We start from the raw sequence: 23,698 nt of genomic DNA, 5'->3' as shown, positions 1-23,698 counted from the left end.
GTGATTGGAAGTCGGGCTGACTGCTTATGACAATGCCCTAGTCTTACCCTTGACATTGTTCATTAGCTGTTTTAGCATCATAACCACCACTGCTTGTCATTCTTGCCTTTTGTTTTTTAGGTTCTCCCAGTTCTGTGTGAGATAATAAATCAGGTTAACATAGTTAACCTGATTTAAATAACTATTATAGTAGGGCTATAAAAGTTAATTTATCAACGTATTAAAGCCCGCTTAAAGTATAGCCCTTCTTCATGATTTCTGGTGTGATTTTAGAAGTGCTTTAATAAGAGCTTGCCGCTGATAGCTCCTGTTTCTAGCTCTAACAGAGCTTGAACAGCATTGTCAATAGGGACAGTATGGAGTTTGGGCAGCTTGATTTGCTCATTTGCGATTAATTCTAACGCCCAGACTAGATAATCCTTTACTTTTTTTATATTTTGTGAACAGTAGCCGCCGAAGTTAAAGCCAGTCAGATTGATATTATTTAGCCAGAGAATATCGGGATCAATATCTGCCCGCTCTTTTTGAGAAGCATTTCCAACAATGGCCAGTGTCCCGTAAGCGTTCAGCCTGAGCAGATTGTTTTTTCGGTTTTCTCCGCCTACGGGGTCTACAATGAGATCGCATTTTTCCTCAGAAGCTGTGAAAAATTCTTCTCGCAAGTAAGCAGCATCATAGCCTAATTTCAGAGCTTTTTGGCGTTTTGTTTCATTTCCTGCAGCAGCAAGGACTCGTTTAGCACCTAAGAGTTTTGCAGCTTGGCCGATCTGAGAGCCCAAACCGCCTGTGGGACCATAAACAAGAACACTGCCGCCTACGGGAAAATTGACGATTTCTTTTAAGAGAATTAAAGCAGCGGAAGTATTAGTCAAAGCGGCTGCAGCCTGATCAAGTTCCAAATGCTCAGGCACTTTCACCACATAATCCTCATGAAGACTGACCCGTTCAGAAAAGCCTTTCAAAGTATTAATAGTCAATCCAGCAACACTGTCTCCAATCTGAAAATCAGTCACCTCTTTTCCAACTTCTATAACTGTTCCTGACACTTCAAGCCCCGGTGTTGCTGGAAGAGGGAGTTGGCCAAAGCCTCTGGAGAAAATAACATCAATCAGCCCAACTCCAGAATAATCTACCTTGATGAGAATATCTTTTTTCTGAACTCTTGGATTTTCGGTTTCCTGATACTTCATCGTCTCAGGTCCTTTATAGTCTGTGATTTGTAACGCTTTCATCTGCGATACCTCCTTAACAATGAAAAAATCATCAATGATGATTTGCCTTGATTATAACATCTATGTTATGATTAGCCAAGTAGGCACTTTTTTAGCTTATACTAACAAATAAGTAACTAAAGGAGTATAATCACAATGAGAGATACACAAGAAGACTGTCCTTTTGGCTGTGCCGTTGAGGTTGCTATGGATGCAATCGGCGGGCGCTGGAAAGGAGCTATTTTATTTCATCTTGCAGATGAGAAGGTCCTGCGCTTTGGTGAGCTTAGAAAGCGAATTCCTGGTATTAATCAGCGTATGCTGACCAACCAGCTTCGTAAGCTGGAAGAGTGCGGTATTATTAAACGAACGGTCTTTCCTGTCGTTCCGCCCCGGGTAGATTATGAATTGACCGAATTTGGCGAAACGCTAAAACCTATTCTTTTTCAATTAAAAAAATGGGGCCATGATTATATTGACTATCATACTGCAGCAGCAGATAATTAATGGGACAAGGAGGATGAGTCTATGTCTTTAGAATCGGATTTTTTCAAAAAAAAGCAGGTGCAGTTTTCAAAGTTAGAAGATTTTGGCTTTGTTAAAAATGGTCAAGATTATTTTTATAAAGAAAATTTCATGGAGGGTCAGTTTCAGGCACAGATAGAGATTTCACAGGCAGGACAAGTATCTGGCAAAGTGGTTGATTTAGATATTAAAGAGGAATACTTTGCTTTTCGAGTGCAGAGCCAGACAGGAAATTTTGTCGGGCAGGTCAGAGCAGCTTATATTGCGATTTTAGAACAAATAGCCGCTGCCTGCTTTGAAAATCTGCCTTTTCTTAAAAGTCAGACAAATCGTCTGGCACAAAGGATTGCAAAAAAATATGGAGATAGCTACGATCATCCTTTTGCCAAGTATCCGGCCTTTTCTGCTTATCGCCACCCTGCCAACCACAAGTGGTATGCCCTTATTATGGTCATTGCCCGGGGTAAGCTGGATTTAGGAGAAGAAGAGTGGTGTCAAGAAGAATTGGAGCAGGAAATTGAAGTGATCAATCTCAAAGTTAATCCAGCTGATATGAAAGACTTGCTGGCTATTCCAGGGATTTATCCTTCTTACCATATGAGTAAGAAGACTTGGATCTCAGCTGTCTTAGATGAGAAGGTTTCGGATGACTTTCTTTTTTCTTTGCTGGCTAATAGCAGAGCTTTGGCTGGAGGAAAGACCTTAGGAAATCTTGACGGGCCTGATTACTGGATTATCCCAGCTAATCTCAAATATTATGATATTGATGCTGAATTTGCAGATCGTAAAATAGTGGATTGGCCGCAAAAAGCCAGCATTAAAGCAGGTGACTATCTCTTTATTTATATAACAGCTCCAACGCGTGCCCTGCGCTATGCCTGTAAAGTATTAGAAGCAGATATAAAAACATTGCACTTAGGCCAAAAGAGAATGAGACTGGAATTGCTGACGAAATATGATGATAATGTTTTTCCGATGAAACGTCTCAAAACATACGGTGTCACCAATATCCGCGGCCCGCGCCGCATGACTAAAGAACTGATTGATCAAGTCAGAAAAAGTTTGTAGAGGCAGATTATCAACTATTGCTTGATGATCTGATCAGACTTTCTGATAAATAATGCCCCCTTTACCTATCAAGCAAAGGGGGATATTAAAGATTATCTATTGTTGTTTTTGTTAAGGCTCTGTCAGAGAATGCCGTTTACCTGCTGCAATAGCCTGTGATTCTTTCATCTGGATAATATTGTTTTTATTGGTATTCCAAGGCATAGAGTCTGTGCTGTACCAATAAACTTTTGATTTTCCGCCGCCAGTAACATAGACTGTTCTGTCTTCTTGAGCAGAAACTGTATTTTCGCTTGCTTGAGCTTCTTTGACTGCAATAGCATTTTCAACGAGATTGATTCGATTGGTTAAATTGGCTTTAGTTCCTTCATCTGTCACCAAAGCGGTTTTATTTTGGGCATCTGCGATATTATTTCTATCTTGATGATCTTCTAAATATTTAACAGCTGTTTGGGCTTCTTTGATGATAATAGCTTGTTCAACTAAGTCAATACGATGCTGTAATTTTTCTTTTTTAGTAACATCTGATAGTGTATCAACTTTTTGTTGAGCTTTCACCAGATTTTCTCTCTTCTGGTGATCCTCCAGCTTTTTAACAGCTTTTTCAGCGTCAGTATCAAGAGTTGATGCTGATGCGGTGGCGGTATTAAAAAAATGATTGCCAGAGTTAGAGAACAGCAAATGCTGGGAGCTTAAAGCAACAATAAATGCTGCCATTAGCATGACTAGTTTCTTCTTTTTCATGTTTAAGTAAGAACCTCCTAAAGTTTGTTATATACAGTATAACATAAATGTAAAGATTTTGTAATATTTTAGAAAAAATATGTGCTCTCTTAATTTCTAAATTTGACCGAATTATCACAGCTCATTCTATGGTCTATTAGTCCTCTTTTTAGTTGGCATAGGTAAAATTTTATGAAATAGCTTGCTGCTAATTTTGATATGCTGTTGTGCTATAATAAGAATTAACTGTTATTCAAAGGAGAATAAGATGATAGATAAAACGGATAAAACTTTGAAGCAAGTGCGTGATGCTATTGACCGCATTGACTTGAAATGAATCCAATTATTAGCCTAAAGGCAAGAATAGGTGCAAGAAGCAGAGAAGTTGAAGTCTAAGGGAAATTTAGATGCTGTTGCAGCTAAGCTAAGGACAGAGCAGCTGCAGTTTTACGCTCACGCCGTCAGTTAGCCGAAAAATATGGTCTTGCACCAGAAATTGCTGAGAGTATCTGGTCTGCTATGATTGCAGTCTTTACTGAGTTGGAAAGGGAAGTTAATTGCCATCAAAAGGATTAGTTAGCAGCAGCTGCTCTTCTTTTTTAGCATGGAGATAATGAGTGCTGTATAAAGATAAAAGATCAATTCTTCAATCTTTGATTTTTTAACTTCTTTCCCACTTTCTTTTTTGATATAATGAAAGACATGAGAATTGTTTCAGGTAGTTATGGCGGCCGTCCCTTAAAAACTTTGGAGGGAAAAATAACCCGGCCGACTTCAGATAAGGTTAGAGGCGCTGTTTTTAACATGATTGGGCCTTACTTTGACGGCGGCCGGGTTTTAGATCTTTTTGCAGGCAGCGGCGGTCTTTCTATTGAAGCTGTTTCAAGAGGAATGACCTCGGCCGTTTTAGTAGAAAAAAATCGCAAAGCTCAGGCTGTTATTGCAGCTAATATTAAGATGACCAAAGAAGCCAGTAAGTTTCAGCTGTTAAAAATGGAGGCTGCGCGTGCCTTAAAGAGCTTGACTGGTGCCTTTGATTTGGTTTTTTTAGATCCGCCTTATGCTGAGGAGGAAATTATAAAAACCATTGAAGAACTCTGTGAGCGTCGTCTTTTGTCTGAGGAGGCAATGATCGTCTGTGAAACAGATAAGGCTGTTGTACTGCCAGAAGAAGCGGCAGGGCTAGGTATTTGGAAACAAAAAATTTATGGAATTTCTAAGGTGACGGTTTATGTCAGATAAAATTGGACTTTTTGCAGGTTCTTTTGATCCTGTGACAAATGGGCATGTGGATATTATTAAACGTGCCAGCAGACTTTTTGACAAACTTTATATTGGCGTCTTTTATAATAAGGAAAAGTCAGGCCTTTTTGACCCTGCCAGCCGGCAGAAAATGCTGGCGGAAGCTTTGGAGGGGATAGGCAATATTGAAGTGATTACCGCTCAGGACAGCTTAGCAGTTGCCATTGCCAGGCATCATCAAGTTACTCATTTAGTCAGAGGACTAAGAAATGCTCAAGATTTGGAATATGAGGCAAATCTTGCCTTTTTTAACAGTCAGCTGGCTCATGAGATTGAAACAGTCTTTTTATTAACGGCTTTGAACTATCGCTATCTCAGCTCTAGCCGGGTACGTGAACTCATTCATTTTAAGGCTGATATCAGACCTTATGTGCCTTACTCAGTTTTAAAAGAAGTGGAGAAGATATTTGAAAACAATCAAAAGATTTAAATGGTGGATCATCAGCGGTATTAGTACGCTCTTGCTTTTGGCTTTCTTTTTTGCCCCTTTGCCTTATTATATAGAAACACCTGGCGGAGCTTATGATGTTCGCTCAGTGATTTCTGTTAATGATAAAGAGGATAAGGAAAAGGGTTCTTATAATTTTGTTGCTGTCAAGGTAGGAAGAGCAACACCTGCTCAGGTTGTTTATGCTTGGTTAACGCCTTTTACAGAGGTCAGCAGTGCTCAAGAAACAACCGGCGGTATTAGCGATGCGGATTACATGCGCATTAATCAGTTTTATATGGAAACATCTCAAAACGGCGCTGTTCAGGAGGCTTTGAAATTAGCTGGCAAAAAGTCCAGTTTAAAATATAAAGGTGTTTATGTTTTAAATGTTAATAAGAATTCTAGCTTTAAAGGTGTTTTAAATATTGCAGATACTGTGACTGGTGTCAATGGCAAGACTTTTTCAAGCTCTAAAGAATTGATTAAATCAGTATCTAGTTTAAAAGTGGGCAGTCAAGTTACTGTTCAGTACATTTCTGAAGGGCAGAAAAAATCAGCTAAAGGAAAAATTATTAAGTTATCAAATGGGAAAAACGGAATTGGAATCGGCCTTGTTGATCATACCAAAGTTGTGTCTGATGATAAAATTAAGTTTAGTGTAGATGGTGTTGGCGGTCCTAGCGCAGGACTGATGTTTACACTTGATATTTATGATCAGCTGGTAAAGGATGACTTACGTAAAGGCCGTGTTATCGCTGGAACCGGATCGATTGGTGAAAATGGTGCTGTCGGTGATATTGGCGGTGTCAGTATGAAAGTCGCTTCTGCTGATAAAATTCATGCTGATATTTTCTTTGTTCCCAATAATCCAGTTGATAAGGCTGTTTTAAAGGAAAATCCAAAAGCGCTTAATAACTATGAGGAAGCAAAAAAAGCAGCTAAACAGCTAGGAACTAAGATGAAAATTGTTCCTGTTAAAAATGTTAAAGAAGCAGTTCAGTATTTGAAAAAGACGAAAAATTAATATCCAATATTTTTGAAATGTAGTATAATAATGACTTGAAATAGTATCGGAAAGGAGTCTTGATGAAAAAAGAAATTGCTCCAGAACTGTATAATTATAATAAATTTCCTGGACCGCAGTTTGCCGTATTTGCCGGCCATGTCAAGAGCGGCGACATTGATCTCCTTATCTTAGAAGATGTTAAAAATGGCTTTGATGCTACTGTTTTTAGCCAGCGTTTCTCAGATATTTTACTGAAATATGATTATATTGTCGGTGATTGGGGCAATGAGCAGCTGCGTCTTAAAGGTTTTTATAAAGAAACAAATAAGAAGAAATACAAGGCTTCTTATATTAATTGCTTAGAAGACTATTTGAAGGAATACTGCAATTTTGGCTGCGCTTATTTTGTTTTAGAGAATCCTGAACCAAAAGAAATCAAAAATGAAGAGGAATCTGTTCAAAAAAATAAGCAGCGCGACAGTCATAAAAAGAAAAAATTCCGTAAAAATGAAAAGATGCATTTGCGAGATAAAAGACAGCATGAAAAGGATCAGGAACGTAAACAGCTGCAGGAAATTCGCAATAGTAAACATCATTTTGTGATCTGCAAAAAGGAACAGTAGAAATCATAGAAAGGAAAAACGCGAAAGAAAGAAGTAAAATTGTATGAAAAACCAAAATAAAGGGAAGTCTTGATTGGCCTTTTGTTTTTGGTTTTCTGCTATGAGTTTATATTTAGTACAGTTTTAGAGTGATAATAACAGTCATAAAAAACGGAAACAATTGATAGAAGTCAGATGCCTTCCTTTCTATTTTTAGGTAAGGTTAAAACAGCTAGCTTATTTGCTGTTTAATAGTAAAAGAAAGATGATTGTTAGACCTTTTGTTTTCTATTTTTTAAGCTCTAAGAGATGGCTAGTTTACTTTGAAGACAGCGTTTTTGGTAATGTAGTAGTGAAACCATCTATTTACGGCTTAACCCGTGAAGACCTTCTTGAATGGACTCTTGAACATGGGGAGAAAAAATTTCGAGCCAAACAAATCTGGGATTGGCTTTATAAAAAGCGTGTGCAGTCTTTTGAAGAGATGACTAATCTTTCGAAAGACTTGATCGCTCTTTTAAATGACAGTTTCCTTGTCAATCCGCTTAAACAACGTATTGTCCAAGAGTCAGCTGATGGAACGGTTAAGTATTTGTTTGAGCTGCCTGATGGTATGCTGATTGAGACGGTGCTGATGCGTCAGCACTATGGTCTTTCTGTTTGTGTGACAACACAAGTAGGCTGCAATATTGGCTGTACTTTCTGTGCTAGCGGCTTAATCAAAAAACAACGTGATCTGACTAATGGTGAAATCACAGCACAGATTATGCTGGTGCAAAAATATTTTGATGAGCGCGGCCGGGGAGAGCGTGTTAGCCACGTTGTGGTTATGGGAATCGGTGAACCCTTTGATAATTATGACAATGTGCTCAAATTCCTGCGTACGATTAATGATGACAATGGTTTAGCAATTGGTGCCCGCCATATTACAGTGTCAACTTCTGGTTTAGCCCATAAGATTCGTGAATTTGCTCATGAAGGTGTTCAAGTTAATCTAGCTGTATCACTGCATGCCCCTAACAATGAACTGCGCTCCAGTATCATGCGTATTAATCGTTCTTTTCCGTTAGAAAAACTTTTTGCAGCAATTGAATATTATATTGAAACAACCAATCGCCGTGTAACCTTTGAGTATATTATGCTTAACGGTGTCAATGATAATCCTGAGAATGCTCAGGAACTGGCTGATTTGACCAAGAAAATCCGCAAACTTTCCTATGTTAACTTGATTCCTTATAATCCTGTCACAGAGCATGACCAATACAGCCGCAGCCCTAAGGAAAGAGTTGACGTCTTTTATGATATTTTAAAGAAAAACGGCGTTAACTGTGTGGTACGTCAGGAGCATGGGACTGATATTGATGCTGCCTGCGGACAGCTGCGTTCTAATACTATGAAACGTGACCGGCAAAAGGCAGTTGCGGATACCTTACAATAATGCTGCTGTTTGGACTGTTAAACGAAAAAGCCCAGTTAACTTCCAGAGGGAAATGGCTAGTAAAAGGGCTGCTCTTTATCTATTTATGCTTGCTAGTTTATATGTGCTTTTGGCCGCAGCATCATTTGACAACTGTTAAAACCCCTGGAATACAGCATTTTGGCCGGATTGTCGTTTTATTAATTCCTTTTAATTCTTTCGTGAATTTTGCTGAGCTGCGTAATGGCTGGGAAGTTTTTTGGGTATTGGGACAAAATGCGGTCAATATTTTTTTGCTTTTTCCTCTAATGTTGAGCCTGCTTATTTTATTTCCTAAAATAAGGAACTGGCAAAGGGTTCTTTATTTAAGTTTTGGAATAAGCTTAGCCATAGAGACGACACAGGTTTTTTTAGACCTGTTTATTGATGCGAACCGTGTCTTTGAAATTGACGATCTATGGACAAATACCTTAGGCGGTTTGTTGGCATTTTTCTGTTATTTTTTTGCTGAAAGAAAGCTGAAAAAGTTTGCTAAAACTGAGCATAATAAGTGACTTGCTTATATGATAAGATAGTGATTTCAAAAAATAGAATAATTCTAAAAGCTTTTAGATAAAATTCCCTCAAATAAGAGGGTGTTTTTCTTATCATAGGAAAAAAGAAAGGACAATGATGTCTGTTATTAAAAAGTTATGGTGGTTTTTTAAGTTAGAAAAACGCCGTTATGTGATTGGTATACTGGCTTTGAGTCTGGTCAGTGTTCTTAATTTGATCCCACCTAAAGTGATGGGGCATGTCATTGATCATATCACCCAAAAAAATCTAACCAGAGAGACACTTTTGCTGAATTTAGTTTATTTACTGCTGTCTGCTTTTGCTATGTATGCTCTGCGCTATGTATGGCGAATTTATATTTTAGGGACATCATATCGTTTAGGTCAAATTATGCGGTCGCGTCTTTTTGGCCATTTTACTCAAATGTCACCTTCCTTTTACCAAAAGCATCGTACAGGTGATCTTATGGCCCATGCCACTAATGATATTAATTCCTTAACGCGTTTGGCTGGCGGCGGGGTGATGTCGGCTGTTGATGCTTCGATTACAGCTTTAGTGACCTTATTGACTATGTTTTTTAGTATTTCTTGGCAAATGACGCTGGTAGCCATTCTCCCTTTGCCTTTTATGGCCTTTGCTACCAGCCGTTTGGGACGCAAGACACATGAAAGTTTTAAACATTCCCAGGCTGCTTTTTCTGAGTTAAATAATAAAGTTCAAGAAAGTGTCTCCGGGATTAAAGTAACGAAGTCGTTTGGCTATCAAGCGGATGAGTGGCATTCTTTTCAAGAAACTAATGACATGACCTTTGCTAAAAATATGGTTACGATGAAATATGACAGTATGTTTGATCCGCTGGTTCTTTTATTTGTCGGTGCTTCATATGCTTTAACGCTTTTAGTAGGGTCTTTTTTTGTCAAAGACGGTCAGGTAACAGTTGGAAGTCTGGTTACTTTTGTCACTTACCTTGATATGCTGGTCTGGCCCTTAATGGCTATTGGCTTTTTATTTAACGTTATCCAGCGCGGAGCAGTATCTTATGAGCGTATTGCTGACCTTTTATCTGAAGAATCAGATATCAAAGATCCCAAAGCACCTGTGACAGTTATCAAAAATGGCCGTTTGACATATGATATTGACCAGTTTTCTTATGAAAATGAAGTGACGCTAAGAGATATCCATTTTACCTTAGAAAAAGGCCAAACCTTAGGACTTGTCGGTCAGACCGGTTCAGGGAAGACCAGTTTGCTAAAACTGCTTTTAAGAGAATATGATGTTAAAGAGGGAGAGATTACTTTAGCTGGCCATGATATTCGCGATTATCGTTTGGCTGATTTGCGCAGCCTTATTGGCTATGTTCCGCAAGACCAAGTGCTTTTTGCTATGTCCATTCTAGATAATATCCGTTTTGGCAATCCTAAGTTAAGTTTAGAAGCAGTTGAGGAGGCTGCTAAACTGTCACAGGTTTATCATGATATTATGAACATGCCTGAAGGATTTGAGACCATTATTGGTGAAAAGGGTGTCTCTTTATCTGGCGGCCAAAAGCAAAGAATTGCTATGAGCCGTGCCATGGTCTTAAATCCTGATATTCTTATCTTGGATGACTCTCTCTCAGCAGTAGATGCTAAGACAGAATTTGCTATTATTGATAATCTTAAAAAGACACGACAGAACAAAACCACCTTAATAACAGCTCATCGATTAAGTGCAGTTGTCCATGCCGATATCATTTTAGTTTTGCAAGATGGGAATATTATTGAGCGAGGCTGTCATGAAGAATTGATTCAAGCAGGCGGCTGGTATGCTAAAACTTATGAATCGCAGCAATTGGAAATGAAAGGAGCAGCTTATGAAGAATAATGACCGACAAGGGGCTGTCTTTTTGCGTCTTATGTCTTATCTAAAATCTTATAAATGGCTGACTTTTTTCGCTCTCTTCTTTCTTCTTTCAACGACTGTCATTAAAAGTATCATTCCTTTAGTAGCCTCTTATTTCATTGACCATTTTTTAACTCATTTTGATCAAGCTGCACTTCTATTAATCATAGGCTATTATGGTCTTTATCTTTTGCAGACGCTTTTGCAGTATTTAGGCAATATCTTTTTTGCACGTGTTTCTTACAGTGTAGTTCGTGATATCCGCAGAGATGCTTTTGCTAATATGGAAAAATTAGGTATGTCTTACTTTGATAAGACGTCTGCAGGTTCCATTGTTTCGCGTCTCACAAACGATACTGAAAGTATCAGTGAGATGTTTTCAGGTATTTTATCCAGCTTTATTTCAGCTGTCTTTATTTTCAGTGTTACGCTTTACACGATGTTTATGCTGAATTATCGTTTAACTTTACTTGTCATGCTTTTTTTGCCTTTTATTTTTATTTTAGTCAATCTCTACCGTAAAAAATCAATGACTGTTATTGCTAAAACAAGAAGTCTATTAAGTGATATTAATGCCAATTTATCCGAAAGTATTGAAGGAATAAAGATTATTCAGGCTTTTGGCCAAGAGGAGCGTTTGAAAGCTGAATTTGAAGCAATTAATGAAGAACATGTCCGCTATGCTAACCGTTCAATGGCTTTAGACAGTCTCTTTTTGCGTCCAGCTATGTCCTTATTAAAACTGCTGGCCTATGCTCTTTTAATGGCTTACTTTGGATTTAGCTGGCAAACCATTGGAATTTCAGCAGGTCTTATGTATGCTTTTATTCAATATGTTAACCGTCTTTTTGATCCCTTGATTGAAGTGACTCAAAACTTTTCAACGCTGCAAACTTCGATGGTATCAGCTGGCCGCGTCTTTGATTTAATCGATGAAAGGGCCTATGAACCTTCTCAGGAAAATAAGAATGTTAAAATAACAGATGGTGCTATTGCATTTAAAGATGTTTCATTTTCTTATGATGGAAAGCATCCTATTTTAGATCATATTTCCTTTAAAGTGAATAAGGGAGAAACGATCGCTTTCGTAGGTCCGACGGGTTCAGGCAAGTCATCTATTATTAATGTCTTTATGCGTTTTTATGAGTTTCAAAAGGGGCAAGTGACTATTGACGGTGTGGATATTCGTCAGTATAAGCGCAAAGAGCTTCGTCAGAATATCGGCTTGGTCCTGCAAGAACCTTTTCTTTATCATGGCTCAGTAAAATCAAACATTAAAATGTATCAGAATTTAACAGATGAAGCGATTCAGGCTGCTGCAGAATTTGTGGATGCAGATTTGTTTATTCAAAAACTGCCGCAAAAATATGATGAACCCGTCAGTGAAAGAGGCTCTAGTTTTTCAACAGGTCAGCGTCAGCTCTTAGCTTTTGCCAGAACTATTGCCACGGAACCCAAAATTTTAATACTTGATGAAGCAACCGCTAATATTGATTCAGAGACTGAACAAATGGTTCAAAATTCTCTGGCAAAAATGCGTCAGGGCCGAACGACCATTGCTATTGCCCATCGCTTATCGACTATTCAAGATGCTGATTGTATATACGTTTTAGATAAAGGAAAAATTGTTGAGTCAGGAACGCATGAAGAGTTACTGGCAAAAAAAGGCAGCTATTACAAGATGTATCAGTTGCAGGCAGGTATAATGGATTCCTGATGAAATCAATTGTAAACGAATAAGAGTTTGGAGAAATATTCGTTATTTTAGTCTTTTGAATGATTTTTGACACCCTATTTATCCATGAGCAGAAACAAAAAAAGTGCCGTTCAGACTATGGAATACCTGATTTTTTTCCGTCCATATAGTTTAGACTTATCTCCATAAGAAAAGCACCTCCAATGTTAGAGTTTTGGTCTAACTTTTGGGGGTGCAAATCATTTTCTAGCCTCTTCTTAATATCATTTAATAGTTAGTGCAGGTCATAGATTTCTACGTCTCTTATGCCATCAATTTATTGTCTTTACTTCTCTTTTTAGTAATCCAACAAGCAGGATTAGTTGAATTTTTATTAGTCAAAATTTAGAATTGGCGATTTAGCTATTGTCACGTAAATTTTGATAGAAAGCACTATTTGTTGTTTGCATATAAGGAACTAACCAGAGAAAGCCAATATTAAAGGTAAGAAGGGCTAAAATCATCCAGCCAAGGAAACTTAATTGAAGAACAAAGTATTCCCATTTGTGTCCCTGCATTAATCGGCGGCTTTCTGTGATCGCTTGAGTGACTGTTACTTCTTCTCCTCTTTCTAGTTTGTCTTTGAGAATATAGTTTGTCATCACATAACCATAACCTTTAATTATTCCAGGAACAATAAAAAGTATAGTCCACAGATATAAAAAGATAGCCATAATGATATTTGTCCAGAAAAATTTCCAAAAGCGATTTTTTCTGAGGATATAAGTGCTAGCGCTGGTATAAGTTGGTTTACTGCCTCTGAAAAAATCTAAAAAACCAAGAGAAATACCCATTTCAACCGTAAACATCATTACTAAAAGCGCAAGATATATTATAATAAGGGGAGGTACAAAAATCAAAGAAGCTACTAGAGGAGTTAAAGACATAAACAGTGATGCAGCTAAGACACTGCATACGATAGCACAAGCCAGTCCGATCGCTAGCATGGTTAAATACGGCAAGGCCGATAGGCCAACAGCATAAGCCCAATTTCCTTTCAGGCGTGCTTTAGCTTCTGTTTTGAGTTCGGCTCTTGTTTTTAACATCAGTGATAAATTCTCCTTAATAATTTTATAAATAAAACCTTTCTAACTATAGCATAATCAGAAGAAAAAAACAATGTTAATTGGGAGCCGTTTTTAGAGATAATCTTCCTCAATTCTGTCCTTTCTGGTGATGAGGCAGTAATCAAATTACCTTTTGTTAACCTGACTTTCTATCATTATTATCAATAGGAGCTAAAGTAAGGCTTGCAATTCTTTTTTAGAAAGTGTATAATCATAGGCAAATCAGAAAAAGTAGCAGTAATTTCGTTTTCAGGGAGTCTGTGGTCATTGTGAACAGATAGCGAATTATTAGGAAATGGGCTGGTTTTCAATAAAGGGAAGATAAACAATATTCTTCCGGTGGGCACCCCTTATCGTGCAGCTCCTTGTTAGAGGAGATTAAGATAACGGAAGAAGGACTGTTTTATTTCTATTTTTCCGTTAATTGAGGTGGCACCGTGTTAGCTGAATGTAACGCCCTCACACAGAATTTCTGTGTGAGGTTTTTTATTGCTCTGTCTTTTGAGAAAAGGCTAATAGGTCTAAAAACTAATGGCAATAGGCTTGTCTAAAGTATTTTGTCAATTGGCTAAGTTTGACAAGGATAAGCTTATTTTTGGTTGAAAGCAGACAGCTTAATAACCTTATTTTTGCAGCTTTTTCTAATCACTGTAACGAACAAATAAAATAGAAAGTAGAAAAATCAAATGAGAAAAGTTCTTCCTGCTGATATACTTACTCCAATTTTAGCTTATATGCGTCTTCAAGGCCAGCATAAAATGATTCTTGAATCTATTCCGCGTGAGAAGGAAAATGCACGTTTTTCAATTATTGCTTACAATCCTGTCTTTGAACTTGTCTTTGAAAATGGTATTTTAAAGAAGAATGACGAGATTATTGAAAGCGATCCGCTGGATTACCTCAGTCAGTTAACTGTAAAAAAGCAGAAGAATCAAGATTTGCCATTTAATGGCGGTGCTATTGGCTTTGTAGGCTATGATATGATTGGCCTCTATGAAAATATTGGCTCTATCCCTAAAGATACGATTGGATTGCCTGATTTGCATTTTTTTGTTTATGAATCCTACTTAGTATTTGATCATAAAAAGGAAAAAATTATGATTGTCGAAGATAATATCTACAGCGATAGAAGTGAAGCAGAGCAAAAGAAGGCCTTGCAAAAAGTTTTAGCGGATTTAAAAAAACAATCTGATCGTGAATTTTCTAGTCGTCGTTTACATTCTCTGACTTTTACAAATCATTTGCAAGAAAGAGAATTTAAAGATATGGTTGCCAAGGCAAAAGAGCTGATTCGTCAGGGAGATATGTTTCAATGTGTGCTCAGTCAGCGTTTTTCAGCAGATATCACCGGAGATCCTTTTGACTTTTATCGTAATCTGCGTGTTACTAATCCTTCCAATTATCTCTATTTCTATGATTTTGGAAATTATCAGATCCTTGGAGCCAGTCCAGAAAGTTTAGTATCTCTTAAAAATGGTGAGGTGGTTACAAATCCTATAGCAGGGACACGCCCTCGTGGTAAAACAGAGCAAGAAGATAAACTCTTAGCCGAGGATTTGTTGTCAGATGTTAAGGAAGTAGCTGAACATCGTATGCTGGTTGATTTAGGCCGCAATGATATTGGAAAAATTGCTGAGATTGGGACTGTCCAGCTAACCAAATATATGGAAGTTGAACTTTTTCGTTATGTTATGCATCTAACCAGTCTTGTTAAAGGTCAGCTTTTAGAAGGCTTAACAGGCATGGATGCTCTTAAATCAACTCTGCCAGCAGGTACTGTATCAGGAGCGCCTAAAATTCGTGCTATGAAGCGAATTTATGAGCTGGAAAAAGAAAAACGCGGTGTCTATGCAGGAGCTATTGGCTATCTTTCGTCAAATGGAGATATAGATTTTGCTATCGCTATTCGAACCATGGTTATTAAAAATCAAAAAGCTTATGTTCAGGCTGGCGCAGGGATAGTTTATGACAGTGTTCCTGAGAATGAATATTATGAAACGATTAATAAAGCAAAGGCTATGACTAAAATAGGAGAAGTACAATGATATTATTGATTGATAATTATGATTCGTTTACTTATAATTTAGCACAGTTCATTGGTCAGTTCACTGATGTTAAAGTGCTGAGAAATGATGCTGATGAGCTTTATAAAGCAGCAGAAAAAGCTGATGGTCTTATTTTTTCCCCTGGTCCTGGTTGGCCGTCAGCTGCTGGTAAGATGGAGAAACTCATTAAAGACTTTGCTTGGAAAAAGCCTATTTTAGGAATTTGCTTGGGACATCAAGCGATTGCAGAGAGTTTTGGCGGTAGGCTTAGTCTGGCCTCTCAGGTTATGCATGGCAAACAAAGCCGAATGACTCTTATAACGGCTTCTCCGCTTTTTGAGGATATGGCTGAAGAACTTGAAATCATGCGGTATCATTCAATCGTAGTTGATGAGCTGCCAGAAGATTTTGAAGTCATAGCCAGAACCGTTGATGATCATGAAATTATGGCTATTCAGCATAAGACGCTCCCTATCTATGGTTTACAATATCATCCAGAATCTATCGGCACACCTGAAGGCCTAAAAATGATTGAGAATTTTATAAAAACGGTTGGTTAGATTAGAAGAGGACAAATAAATGATGAAAGACATTTTTGAAAAACTGGCAGTGTGTGAGAACTTAAGTGAGAAAGAAATGACTGCGGTTGCAGAACAAATTTTTAAAGGAGAGCTGTCAGAAGCACAAATAGCAGCCTTTTTGATGGCTTTAAAAATCAAAGGTGAGACACCAGAGGAAATTTTAGGTCTCGTTAAAACAATTAAAAAAAATGCAGCTGTTATTCCTAGCCAAACAACTGATGCAATGGACAATTGTGGCACAGGTGGTGATAAATCATTTTCTTTTAACATCTCCACGACTTGCAGCTTTGTTCTTGCTGGTGGTGGTGTTCATGTTGCTAAGCATGGGAATCGCTCTATTTCTTCAAAATCAGGATCAGCCGATGTTCTTGAAGAATTAGGAATCAGCGTTAGCTTAGCTCCTGAAAAATTAGCACAGGTTTTAGATAAAGCAGGTATTGCTTTTCTCTTTGCCCAAAAGATGCACCCAGCCATGCGTTACATTTCACCTGCTAGGCAAGCCTTAGGGATTCCAACAATTATGAATCTCATTGGGCCGCTAACGCACCCTATGAACTTGGAAACACAGTTATTAGGCCTTTATCAAGCAGATTTACAAGATGATTTAGCTCAAGTATTAAAGCTCCTTGGCCGCAAGCGTGCCGTTATTATTACTGGACCGGATAATATGGATGAAGCAGCCCTTTATGGCAGAAATTATTATACTTTATTGGATAAAGGCCAAATTTCACAAGGCAGCTTCACTTTTGAAGATTTGGATATGCCAGAAGTGGATCTTGCTGATATTAAAGGGGGCGATGCCAAAGAAAATGCCCAAATCCTTGTCAGTGTTCTTAAAAATGAACCTAGTCCTTACCTAGAGACAACTCTTTTAAATGCTGGCCTTGGCTTTTATGCTAATGGTAAGGTGAATTCTATCAAAGAGGGTGTTGATTTGGCACGTGAAGTTATTGCATCAGGAAAAGCTTATGCCAAATTACAGGCATTACAGGAGGAACAAATTGACTAAAGAATTTTTACCTACTATTTTAAAACAAAAGCAAGAAGAAGTAGCTGGTCTTACTATGGAAGAGCTTAAGCCGCTTCGCTTAAGCTATCGTCTTTTTGATTTTTTACAAAAACATCAAAACCAGCTGCAGATTATTGCGGAAGTAAAAAAAGCTAGTCCTAGTATGGGAGATATCAAGTTAGATATTGATGTTGTTAAACAAGCTCAAATTTATGAAAGGGCTGGAGCTGCTATGATTTCTGTTTTGACGGATGAAATTTTTTTTAAAGGGAAAATTGATTTTCTAACAGAAATATCTACTAGTGTATCCATTCCAACCTTGGCTAAAGATTTCATTATTGATGAGAAGCAGATTGTCCGCAGCCGCAATGCAGGTGCAACTGTGATTTTACTCATTGTAGCTGCCTTGCCGGAGAAGAGGCTGAAAGAACTTTATGATTTTGCCCTTGGTCTAGGCTTAGAGGTTCTAGTAGAAATTCATAATTTAGCTGAATTGGAAATAGCCCATCGTATTGGAGCACAAATTATTGGTGTTAATAATCGCAATCTTGTTACTTTTGAAGTCGATATCAATACTAGCTTAGAGCTATCTGCCTATTTCCGGGATGATAAGGTTTATATTTCTGAATCAGGTATTTTCAACAGACAAGACAGTCAAATTATCGCTCCTTACTTTAATGCTATTCTGGTAGGGACAGCCCTCATGCAGGCAGATAATGCTGCTGATAAAATAAAGGAGCTGGCTATTGACAAAAGTTAAAATTTGCGGTTTATCAACGCAAGAAGCAATTGCAGCAGCTGTCAATAATGGAGCAGATTATATTGGTTTTGTTTTTGCTAAAAGTAAACGTCAGGTCAGTCTAAAACAAGCTCAAAAACTAGCTAAAGCTATTCCTGAAAAGGTCAAAAAGGTTGGTGTTTTTGTCAGTCCAACTTTGGAAGAATTAGAAATTGCCATAGAGACAGTTCCTCTTGATTTGGTACAGATTCATGGTGATTATGATGAAAATTTGCAAACTTCTCTTCCAGTTCCACTTATTCGGGCTGTTCAAATTGAAAAAGGCAAGAAAAATGTGACAAGTAAGGCTGACTATCTGCTTTTTGATGCTCCTATAGCTGGGAGCGGGCAAACATTTGACTGGCAGCTTTTGGACAAACTTTCCTTTAAACAGCCCTATTTTATAGCTGGCGGTCTGACGGCTGATAATGTTAAAAAATGTATTGAATATTTTGAACCTTATGCTCTTGATGTTTCATCTGGTGTTGAAACAGATGGACAAAAAGATGTAGTGAAAATTAAAAAATTTATAGAAAGTGTGAAAAAATGACATATAAACAACCTAATAAAAAGGGATTTTATGGCAGTTTTGGCGGACAATTCATTCCCGAAACACTGATGACAGCCGTTATTGAGCTTGACCAAGCTTATCGTGAAGCTAAAGAAGATCCTCATTTTCAGAAAGAATTAGATGGACTCTTAAAAGATTATGTTGGCCGTGAGACCCCTTTGTATTTTGCCAAACGTCTGACTGATTATATTGGCGGAGCTAAAATTTATCTTAAACGTGAAGATCTTAATCACACAGGTGCGCATAAAATTAATAATGCGCTGGGACAAGTTCTTTTAGCTAAGCGCATGGGGAAAAATAAGATTATTGCTGAAACAGGTGCGGGACAGCATGGTGTTGCGACAGCCACCGCTGCGGCTCTCTTTGACATGGATTGTACCATCTATATGGGGGAAGAGGATGTTAAACGTCAGGCATTAAATGTCTTTCGGATGGAGCTTTTGGGGGCTAAGGTGCACTCTGTTACAGATGGATCGCGTGTGCTCAAGGATGCTGTAAATGCAGCTTTGCGTGCCTGGGTAGCTAATATTGAGGACACACATTACGTCATGGGATCTGCGCTTGGGCCTGCACCTTTTCCAGAAATCGTCCGCGATTTTCAGTCAGTTATTGGTAAAGAAGCTAAACGCCAGTTTGCTGATCTTAGCGATGGTGGCTTGCCTGATGCTGTATTAGCTTGTATAGGCGGCGGTTCTAATGCTATTGGTCTTTTTTATCCCTTTGTTAATGATGAAACAGTTGCTATGTATGGTGCTGAAGCTTCGGGATTAGGACTTGACACAGATAAACATGCAGCCACGTTTGCAAAAGGTCATCCCGGTGTCTTACATGGAGCTCTTATGGATGTCCTCCAAGATGAACATGGTCAAATTATGGAAGCTTTTTCTATTTCAGCTGGACTGGATTATCCTGGTGTCGGTCCTGAGCATTGCTACTTTAATGAAATTGGCCGTGCTACTTACGATTCCATCACAGATGAGGAAGCCCTGGAAGCATTTAAACTCCTGTCTCGCTTAGAAGGCATTATCCCAGCGCTTGAATCTAGCCATGCTATTGCTTTGACGCAAAAAGTTGCTCAAAAATTAGGGACAGATAAATCTATTATTGTTTGTTTATCAGGGCGAGGCGATAAAGATGTAGCACAGGTCAAGGAACGTTTGGCAGAAGTAAAGGAAGGAAAGTAAAATCATGGCCAAAACACTGACAAAACATTTACAAGCAATTAAAGCAGCAAGAAAGGGTCTTTTTATTCCTTATATTATGGCAGGAGATCATGATAAAGGTTTGGATGGCCTCTTTGATACCATTTCATTTTTAGAAGATCAGGGAGTATCGGCAATTGAAATTGGTGTTCCTTGGTCAGATCCTGTAGCTGATGGGCCGATTATTGAACTTGCCGGTCAGCGCAGTCTAGCCAAAGGGACGACATTGACGGGAATTATTACTGAGTTGCAAAAGAAAAATACACGAGTGCCGCTGGTTATCATGACTTATTTTAATCCTATTTTTCAATATGGGATTGAAAATTTTATTAAAGATCTTAAAGAAACTTCCGTTAAGGGGATAATTATCCCGGACTTACCGCATGAACAAGAAGACTTTATTAAACCATACTTAGAAAATTCAGATCTTGCTTTAATTCCTTTAGTTAGTCTAACAACAGGTCTTGATAGGCAAGAAAAACTGATTAAAGATGCTCAAGGTTTTATTTATGCCGTAGCCATTAATGGTGTAACAGGCAAAGCAAATAGCTATCGTGATGACTTAGATAAACACTTAAAGCATTTGACGGAACTTGCCTCCATTCCAGTTTTGACTGGATTTGGTGTTTCTACTTTAGCGGATATTGAGCGCTTTAATAAAGTTTCAGATGGCGTTATTGTAGGCTCAAAAATTGTTAGGGACTTGCACAAAAACCAACAAAAAGAAATAGCAGATTTTATTCGATCCGGCAGTTACTATCAAAAGTAAAATAACTTTGGAATTCTATATTTTAATTATAAAAAGAAAAGGACAGCAATATAGCCAGAAAATAAAAAAGGAACAAAGGCGATGGGACTTTCTTCTTTTTTGCAGAAAAGGTAATAAACAATGCCTAGTAGACTTGCTATCTGAACAACCCATAATATTTCCTGAAAATTAAGAGAAAGAGCTAGAGTCGATAAATAAAGTAAGTCTCCGCTGCCGATTTGAATATTTTTAAGAGCAGCATAAAGACCTAGAAAGAAAAGAAAAAGGCTGATAAGATTTAAAGGATAGAAAACCATTAAAAAGAAAGTAAAAGCAAGCCAGAAAATGATAGGATAGGAATGATCTTTCAAATCATAGAGAGATAAGAGAATCCCCATAAAAAGCAAAATCAGTTGTGAAAAGGAAAAGCAGCCATTTGCATACAGGAGGCAAATAGAGCCGCAAAACAATTCTAACAGTAAATAATGAAAAGGGATGGGGTATCCGCAAAAGCGGCAGCGGTTTTTATTGATTATTTGTGACAGTATTGGAATCAGATCTCTTGGAGCTAAAGAATGTTTACAGTAATTGCAGTAACTGTTTGGGAAGATAATTGATTTTTCAGGAAAACGATCAATAATCAAACCAATAAAAGAGCCAAGGGAACTTCCTAGACAAAAAAATAAAAAGAATTTCATACTTTTTTATTCGTATAAAAAATAAAATATTTGCTTTTTATTTAGAATCATTATAAAATATAAACATAAATAAAAGATTTTACTTTAAGGAGGACTTTTATAATGGTAAATACAATTGTTGAGAGCATATATGCTTCTATTGTTCATCAAGTTGAAAAAAAGGGTGATTCAGGAAACGAAAAAACCAAAGCAGTACTTAATCAAGCAGTAGCTGATATTTCAAAAGCAGCTTCTATTGTTCATCAAGTACATTGGTATATGCGCGGGACAGGTTTTTTGTATCTGCATCCTAAGATGGATGAACTTATGGATGATCTCAATGAACATTTAGATGTTATCAGCGAGCGTTTAATTACAATTGGAGGGGCTCCGTTTTCAACTCTGAAAGAATTTGATGAAAATTCCAAGCTTGATGAGACTGCTGGCACTTTTAATAAATCAATGAGTGAACATCTGACACGCTTATCAGAAGTTTATCATTATCTCTCAAGCCTCTATAAAGTTGGACTTGATGTGACAGATGAAGAGGGCGATGATGTTTCTAATGATATCTTTACTGCAGCTCAAACATCTGCTCAAAAAACAATTTGGATGCTGCAAGCAGAACTTGGTCAATCCCCTGAAATTTAAAATAATAATAGCGTCATAAGGAGCTTGGGACAAGAAATGGTCCCAAGCTCCTTTTATTTAGCAGTCCTATCATCAGTGGTTAGGGTCAAACCTTTAAAGATTGGACTGTTGGAGGTGATAAATAAGATCACCTGTGCTGACCTTAACGCTAAGCAATTAGGAGGATGCAGGGAGACAAAATTGATTTTTGCTAAATCACGCTTGAACCCCACTTTCTTTTTCTTTTAAAATAGGAAGCAAACGCTTGCAAAAAATCTTGAAAATTACTATTATTTTTGATAAAATTTTGGAGATGAAAACATTATATGATGTGCAGCAGCTGCTAAAGCAATTCGGTGTTTATGTTTATTTGGGTAAACGGCTTTATGATATCGAAATGATGAAGATTGAGCTTGAAGAACTCTATAAAAACGGTTTGCTTTCCAAAGAGGTCTATCTGCAGGCTGAATTCGTTTTACGCAGGGAGCACAAAATAGAAAAGGAAAAAGAAGATGAGCAAAAAACTTTTAGGGATTGATTTAGGCGGAACAAGTATTAAATTTGGCATTCTTACTGAAAATGGCGAAGTTCAGGAAAAATGGGCTATTGAAACCAATATTTTAGAAGGCGGAAAGCACATTGTTCCAGATATTATTGCTTCTATTAAGCACCGTTTGGAGCTGTATCGCCTGCCTAAATCAGATTTTATTGGTATTGGTATGGGATCTCCTGGTGTTGTTAATCGTGACAATAAAACGGTAACAGGAGCTTATAATCTCAATTGGGATGAAACACAAGATGTCGGAGCTGCCATTGAAGAAGAGCTGAATATCCCTTTTGCTATTGATAATGATGCTAATGTTGCAGCTCTTGGAGAACGCTGGGTAGGAGCCGGAGATAATCAGCCAGATGTTGTTTTTATGACATTGGGAACAGGAGTTGGCGGTGGAATCATTGCTGATGGCAATCTTATTCATGGTGTTGCAGGAGCCGGTGGTGAAATCGGCCATATCATCGTAGAGACGAAAGATGGTTTTGAATGTACTTGCGGAAATAAAGGCTGTTTAGAGACTGTCGCTTCTGCAACGGGTGTTGTTAGACTTGCCCGCCAGTTAGCAGAAGCTTATGAAGGAAGTTCAGAAATTAAGGCAGCAGTTGATAATGGTGATGCTGTTACAAGTAAGGATATTTTTGTGGCTGCAGCAGCCGGAGATAAGTTTGCAGATTCTGTTGTAGAAAAAGTGAGTTTCTATTTGGGCTTGGCAACTGCTAATATTAGTAATATTCTTAATCCGGACTCAGTTGTTGTTGGCGGAGGTGTATCTGCATCTGGTGAATTTCTGCGTTCACGTATTGAAAAATACTTTGAGGAGTTTGCTTTTCCGCAAGTAAAACAATCAACCAAGATTAAAATAGCAGAGTTGGGAAATGATGCTGGTATTATTGGAGCAGCCAGTTTAGCCCGTCAGTTTTCAGAAAAATAGAAAGGGTATTATGTTAATTGTTAATATTATTTCCTGGGCCATTATCCTTGGCTTTTTAGGATGGCTTGCTTGGAATTACTTTCGTGTCCGCAGGTCTGCCAAATATATTCCCAATGCTGAGTTCGAAAGTATGATGCGAGGCGCACAGATTGTCGATCTTCGTTCAGCTAGTGCTTTTCGCCAGAAGCATATTTTAGGAGCGCGCAATATCCCTTTTGAACAGCTTTCAAATTCATTATCTGCTCTTCGAAAGGATAAGCCCATCTTGCTTTATGATAATACACGAGGACAGGCAGTTGCACGTTCTGTTGTTATGTTAAAAAAAGCTGGTTATAAAGACCTTTATGTCCTAAAAAATGGTTTAGATTATTGGAACGGGAAAGTTAAAGAACGTTCTTGATGATAAAGTATTTGATGTGATAGAAACAATTGTATGTAACTTGGTTGGGGT

25 protein-coding genes are annotated in these 23,698 nt (G+C 37.9%); 21 read left to right on the top strand and 4 right to left on the bottom strand.

What is annotated here, in order from left to right; translation table 11 throughout:
- Positions 1 to 269: 269 nt before the first annotated feature.
- Complete coding sequence (locus STRMA_RS05635) at positions 270 to 1,232, bottom strand: quinone oxidoreductase family protein (protein WP_003082364.1); 963 nt, start codon at positions 1,230 to 1,232, stop codon at positions 270 to 272.
- A 135-nt stretch (positions 1,233 to 1,367) separates the two neighbouring features.
- Here STRMA_RS05635 and STRMA_RS05630 point away from each other — a divergent pair, with 135 nt between their 5' ends.
- Entirely contained in the window at positions 1,368 to 1,718 is a 351-nt protein-coding gene (locus tag STRMA_RS05630; RefSeq protein ID WP_003079487.1) for a winged helix-turn-helix transcriptional regulator, read from the top strand.
- A 21-nt stretch (positions 1,719 to 1,739) separates the two neighbouring features.
- Positions 1,740 to 2,804 carry an MmcQ/YjbR family DNA-binding protein gene (locus STRMA_RS05625; RefSeq protein ID WP_003081917.1) on the top strand — a complete coding sequence of 355 codons (1,065 nt, stop codon included), beginning with the start codon at positions 1,740 to 1,742 and terminating at the stop codon, positions 2,802 to 2,804.
- A gap of 111 nt (positions 2,805 to 2,915) precedes the next feature.
- Here STRMA_RS05625 and STRMA_RS05620 read toward each other — a convergent pair whose 3' ends face one another.
- Complete coding sequence (locus STRMA_RS05620) at positions 2,916 to 3,548, bottom strand: hypothetical protein (RefSeq protein WP_003081035.1); 633 nt, start codon at positions 3,546 to 3,548, stop codon at positions 2,916 to 2,918.
- Positions 3,549 to 4,229: 681 nt separating this feature from the next.
- On the opposite strand from STRMA_RS05620, the gene rsmD reads away from it, so the two are divergent.
- The 8 genes from rsmD to STRMA_RS05580 all read left to right on the top strand — a co-directional run bounded on the left by rsmD (position 4,230) and on the right by STRMA_RS05580 (position 12,437).
- Positions 4,230 to 4,769 (top strand): 16S rRNA (guanine(966)-N(2))-methyltransferase RsmD, encoded by a 540-nt coding sequence (gene rsmD, locus STRMA_RS05615; protein ID WP_003079221.1) that lies wholly within the window; start codon positions 4,230 to 4,232, stop codon positions 4,767 to 4,769.
- Complete coding sequence (gene coaD, locus STRMA_RS05610; protein WP_003080699.1) at positions 4,759 to 5,259, top strand: pantetheine-phosphate adenylyltransferase; 501 nt, start codon at positions 4,759 to 4,761, stop codon at positions 5,257 to 5,259. Before rsmD ends, coaD begins: the two co-directional genes overlap by 11 nt.
- Positions 5,237 to 6,283 carry a SepM family pheromone-processing serine protease gene (locus STRMA_RS05605; RefSeq protein WP_003079836.1) on the top strand — a complete coding sequence of 349 codons (1,047 nt, stop codon included), beginning with the start codon at positions 5,237 to 5,239 and terminating at the stop codon, positions 6,281 to 6,283. The genes coaD and STRMA_RS05605 overlap by 23 nt, the downstream gene beginning before the upstream one ends.
- 62 nt (positions 6,284 to 6,345) lie before the next feature.
- Positions 6,346 to 6,888 carry a YutD family protein gene (locus STRMA_RS05600; RefSeq protein WP_003082026.1) on the top strand — a complete coding sequence of 181 codons (543 nt, stop codon included), beginning with the start codon at positions 6,346 to 6,348 and terminating at the stop codon, positions 6,886 to 6,888.
- Between the two features lie 331 nt (positions 6,889 to 7,219).
- The gene (gene rlmN / locus STRMA_RS05595) at positions 7,220 to 8,305 is read left to right on the top strand and encodes a dual-specificity RNA methyltransferase RlmN (protein ID WP_003079864.1); all 1,086 of its coding nucleotides are present in this window, start codon (positions 7,220 to 7,222) and stop codon (positions 8,303 to 8,305) included.
- 5 nt (positions 8,306 to 8,310) lie between these two features.
- A complete protein-coding gene (locus STRMA_RS05590; RefSeq protein WP_412093834.1) occupies positions 8,311 to 8,838 on the top strand; it encodes a VanZ family protein in 528 nt (175 codons plus the stop codon).
- A 118-nt stretch (positions 8,839 to 8,956) separates the two neighbouring features.
- The gene (locus tag STRMA_RS05585; protein ID WP_040841823.1) at positions 8,957 to 10,702 is read left to right on the top strand and encodes an ABC transporter ATP-binding protein; all 1,746 of its coding nucleotides are present in this window, start codon (positions 8,957 to 8,959) and stop codon (positions 10,700 to 10,702) included.
- The gene (locus STRMA_RS05580) at positions 10,692 to 12,437 is read left to right on the top strand and encodes an ABC transporter ATP-binding protein (RefSeq protein WP_003081443.1); all 1,746 of its coding nucleotides are present in this window, start codon (positions 10,692 to 10,694) and stop codon (positions 12,435 to 12,437) included. Before STRMA_RS05585 ends, STRMA_RS05580 begins: the two co-directional genes overlap by 11 nt.
- A gap of 377 nt (positions 12,438 to 12,814) precedes the next feature.
- On the opposite strand, the gene STRMA_RS05575 is transcribed toward STRMA_RS05580, so the two are convergent.
- A complete protein-coding gene (locus tag STRMA_RS05575; RefSeq protein ID WP_003082031.1) occupies positions 12,815 to 13,501 on the bottom strand; it encodes a DUF975 family protein in 687 nt (228 codons plus the stop codon).
- Positions 13,502 to 14,208: 707 nt separating this feature from the next.
- Here STRMA_RS05575 and trpE point away from each other — a divergent pair.
- From trpE to trpA, 7 genes are read left to right on the top strand one after another with little or no spacing between them, the layout of a single operon-like run.
- On the top strand, positions 14,209 to 15,567 hold the full coding sequence (gene trpE, locus STRMA_RS05570; RefSeq protein WP_003080311.1) for an anthranilate synthase component I: 1,359 nt from the start codon (positions 14,209 to 14,211) through the stop codon (positions 15,565 to 15,567).
- Entirely contained in the window at positions 15,564 to 16,127 is a 564-nt protein-coding gene (locus tag STRMA_RS05565) for an aminodeoxychorismate/anthranilate synthase component II (RefSeq protein WP_003081634.1), read from the top strand. Before trpE ends, STRMA_RS05565 begins: the two co-directional genes overlap by 4 nt.
- Before the next feature lie 22 nt (positions 16,128 to 16,149).
- On the top strand, positions 16,150 to 17,157 hold the full coding sequence (trpD, locus tag STRMA_RS05560) for an anthranilate phosphoribosyltransferase (RefSeq protein WP_040841821.1): 1,008 nt from the start codon (positions 16,150 to 16,152) through the stop codon (positions 17,155 to 17,157).
- Positions 17,150 to 17,917 carry an indole-3-glycerol phosphate synthase TrpC gene (trpC, locus tag STRMA_RS05555; RefSeq protein WP_003081519.1) on the top strand — a complete coding sequence of 256 codons (768 nt, stop codon included), beginning with the start codon at positions 17,150 to 17,152 and terminating at the stop codon, positions 17,915 to 17,917. Before trpD ends, trpC begins: the two co-directional genes overlap by 8 nt.
- A complete protein-coding gene (locus tag STRMA_RS05550) occupies positions 17,904 to 18,485 on the top strand; it encodes a phosphoribosylanthranilate isomerase (protein ID WP_003079137.1) in 582 nt (193 codons plus the stop codon). The genes trpC and STRMA_RS05550 overlap by 14 nt, the downstream gene beginning before the upstream one ends.
- Complete coding sequence (gene trpB / locus STRMA_RS05545; protein WP_003081533.1) at positions 18,482 to 19,690, top strand: tryptophan synthase subunit beta; 1,209 nt, start codon at positions 18,482 to 18,484, stop codon at positions 19,688 to 19,690. The genes STRMA_RS05550 and trpB overlap by 4 nt, the downstream gene beginning before the upstream one ends.
- Before the next feature lie 4 nt (positions 19,691 to 19,694).
- Positions 19,695 to 20,477, top strand: a complete 783-nt coding sequence (trpA, locus tag STRMA_RS05540) for a tryptophan synthase subunit alpha (RefSeq protein ID WP_003081730.1) — start codon at positions 19,695 to 19,697, stop codon at positions 20,475 to 20,477.
- Between the two features lie 26 nt (positions 20,478 to 20,503).
- Here trpA and STRMA_RS05535 read toward each other — a convergent pair whose 3' ends face one another.
- Complete coding sequence (locus STRMA_RS05535) at positions 20,504 to 21,154, bottom strand: prepilin peptidase (RefSeq protein ID WP_003080375.1); 651 nt, start codon at positions 21,152 to 21,154, stop codon at positions 20,504 to 20,506.
- A gap of 102 nt (positions 21,155 to 21,256) precedes the next feature.
- On the opposite strand from STRMA_RS05535, the gene dpr reads away from it, so the two are divergent.
- The 4 genes from dpr to STRMA_RS05515 all read left to right on the top strand — a co-directional run bounded on the left by dpr (position 21,257) and on the right by STRMA_RS05515 (position 23,647).
- Complete coding sequence (gene dpr / locus STRMA_RS05530) at positions 21,257 to 21,784, top strand: DNA starvation/stationary phase protection protein (RefSeq protein ID WP_003081935.1); 528 nt, start codon at positions 21,257 to 21,259, stop codon at positions 21,782 to 21,784.
- A gap of 292 nt (positions 21,785 to 22,076) precedes the next feature.
- Positions 22,077 to 22,301, top strand: coding sequence for a YqgQ family protein (locus tag STRMA_RS05525; protein ID WP_040841817.1), 225 nt, complete (start codon positions 22,077 to 22,079; stop codon positions 22,299 to 22,301).
- A complete protein-coding gene (locus STRMA_RS05520; protein WP_003079242.1) occupies positions 22,276 to 23,247 on the top strand; it encodes an ROK family glucokinase in 972 nt (323 codons plus the stop codon). Before STRMA_RS05525 ends, STRMA_RS05520 begins: the two co-directional genes overlap by 26 nt.
- A gap of 10 nt (positions 23,248 to 23,257) precedes the next feature.
- The gene (locus STRMA_RS05515) at positions 23,258 to 23,647 is read left to right on the top strand and encodes a rhodanese-like domain-containing protein (protein WP_003081477.1); all 390 of its coding nucleotides are present in this window, start codon (positions 23,258 to 23,260) and stop codon (positions 23,645 to 23,647) included.
- Positions 23,648 to 23,698: the final 51 nt, after the last annotated feature.

It is taken from the genome of Streptococcus macacae NCTC 11558 (assembly GCF_000187995.2).
GTDB classification, from domain to species: Bacteria; Bacillota; Bacilli; order Lactobacillales; family Streptococcaceae; genus Streptococcus; species Streptococcus macacae.
Note: the sequence above shows the minus strand (reverse complement) of the source record. Positions and strands in the feature narration are given on the sequence as shown.

Coding starts and splice junctions, on each gene's coding strand:
- coaD (WP_003080699.1), top strand. CDS start 4,759: ATGTCAGATAAAATTGGACTTTTTGCAGGTTCTTTTGATCCTGTGACA.
- STRMA_RS05515 (WP_003081477.1), top strand. CDS start 23,258: ATGTTAATTGTTAATATTATTTCCTGGGCCATTATCCTTGGCTTTTTA.
- STRMA_RS05525 (WP_040841817.1), top strand. CDS start 22,077: ATGAAAACATTATATGATGTGCAGCAGCTGCTAAAGCAATTCGGTGTT.
- trpE (WP_003080311.1), top strand. CDS start 14,209: ATGAGAAAAGTTCTTCCTGCTGATATACTTACTCCAATTTTAGCTTAT.
- STRMA_RS05635 (WP_003082364.1), bottom strand. CDS start 1,232: ATGAAAGCGTTACAAATCACAGACTATAAAGGACCTGAGACGATGAAG.
- STRMA_RS05535 (WP_003080375.1), bottom strand. CDS start 21,154: ATGAAATTCTTTTTATTTTTTTGTCTAGGAAGTTCCCTTGGCTCTTTT.
- trpD (WP_040841821.1), top strand. CDS start 16,150: ATGAAAGACATTTTTGAAAAACTGGCAGTGTGTGAGAACTTAAGTGAG.
- trpA (WP_003081730.1), top strand. CDS start 19,695: ATGGCCAAAACACTGACAAAACATTTACAAGCAATTAAAGCAGCAAGA.
- STRMA_RS05620 (WP_003081035.1), bottom strand. CDS start 3,548: ATGAAAAAGAAGAAACTAGTCATGCTAATGGCAGCATTTATTGTTGCT.
- dpr (WP_003081935.1), top strand. CDS start 21,257: ATGGTAAATACAATTGTTGAGAGCATATATGCTTCTATTGTTCATCAA.
- STRMA_RS05565 (WP_003081634.1), top strand. CDS start 15,564: ATGATATTATTGATTGATAATTATGATTCGTTTACTTATAATTTAGCA.
- trpB (WP_003081533.1), top strand. CDS start 18,482: ATGACATATAAACAACCTAATAAAAAGGGATTTTATGGCAGTTTTGGC.
- STRMA_RS05520 (WP_003079242.1), top strand. CDS start 22,276: ATGAGCAAAAAACTTTTAGGGATTGATTTAGGCGGAACAAGTATTAAA.
- STRMA_RS05580 (WP_003081443.1), top strand. CDS start 10,692: ATGAAGAATAATGACCGACAAGGGGCTGTCTTTTTGCGTCTTATGTCT.
- rsmD (WP_003079221.1), top strand. CDS start 4,230: ATGAGAATTGTTTCAGGTAGTTATGGCGGCCGTCCCTTAAAAACTTTG.
- STRMA_RS05630 (WP_003079487.1), top strand. CDS start 1,368: ATGAGAGATACACAAGAAGACTGTCCTTTTGGCTGTGCCGTTGAGGTT.
- STRMA_RS05585 (WP_040841823.1), top strand. CDS start 8,957: ATGTCTGTTATTAAAAAGTTATGGTGGTTTTTTAAGTTAGAAAAACGC.
- STRMA_RS05600 (WP_003082026.1), top strand. CDS start 6,346: ATGAAAAAAGAAATTGCTCCAGAACTGTATAATTATAATAAATTTCCT.
- STRMA_RS05575 (WP_003082031.1), bottom strand. CDS start 13,501: ATGTTAAAAACAAGAGCCGAACTCAAAACAGAAGCTAAAGCACGCCTG.
- STRMA_RS05625 (WP_003081917.1), top strand. CDS start 1,740: ATGTCTTTAGAATCGGATTTTTTCAAAAAAAAGCAGGTGCAGTTTTCA.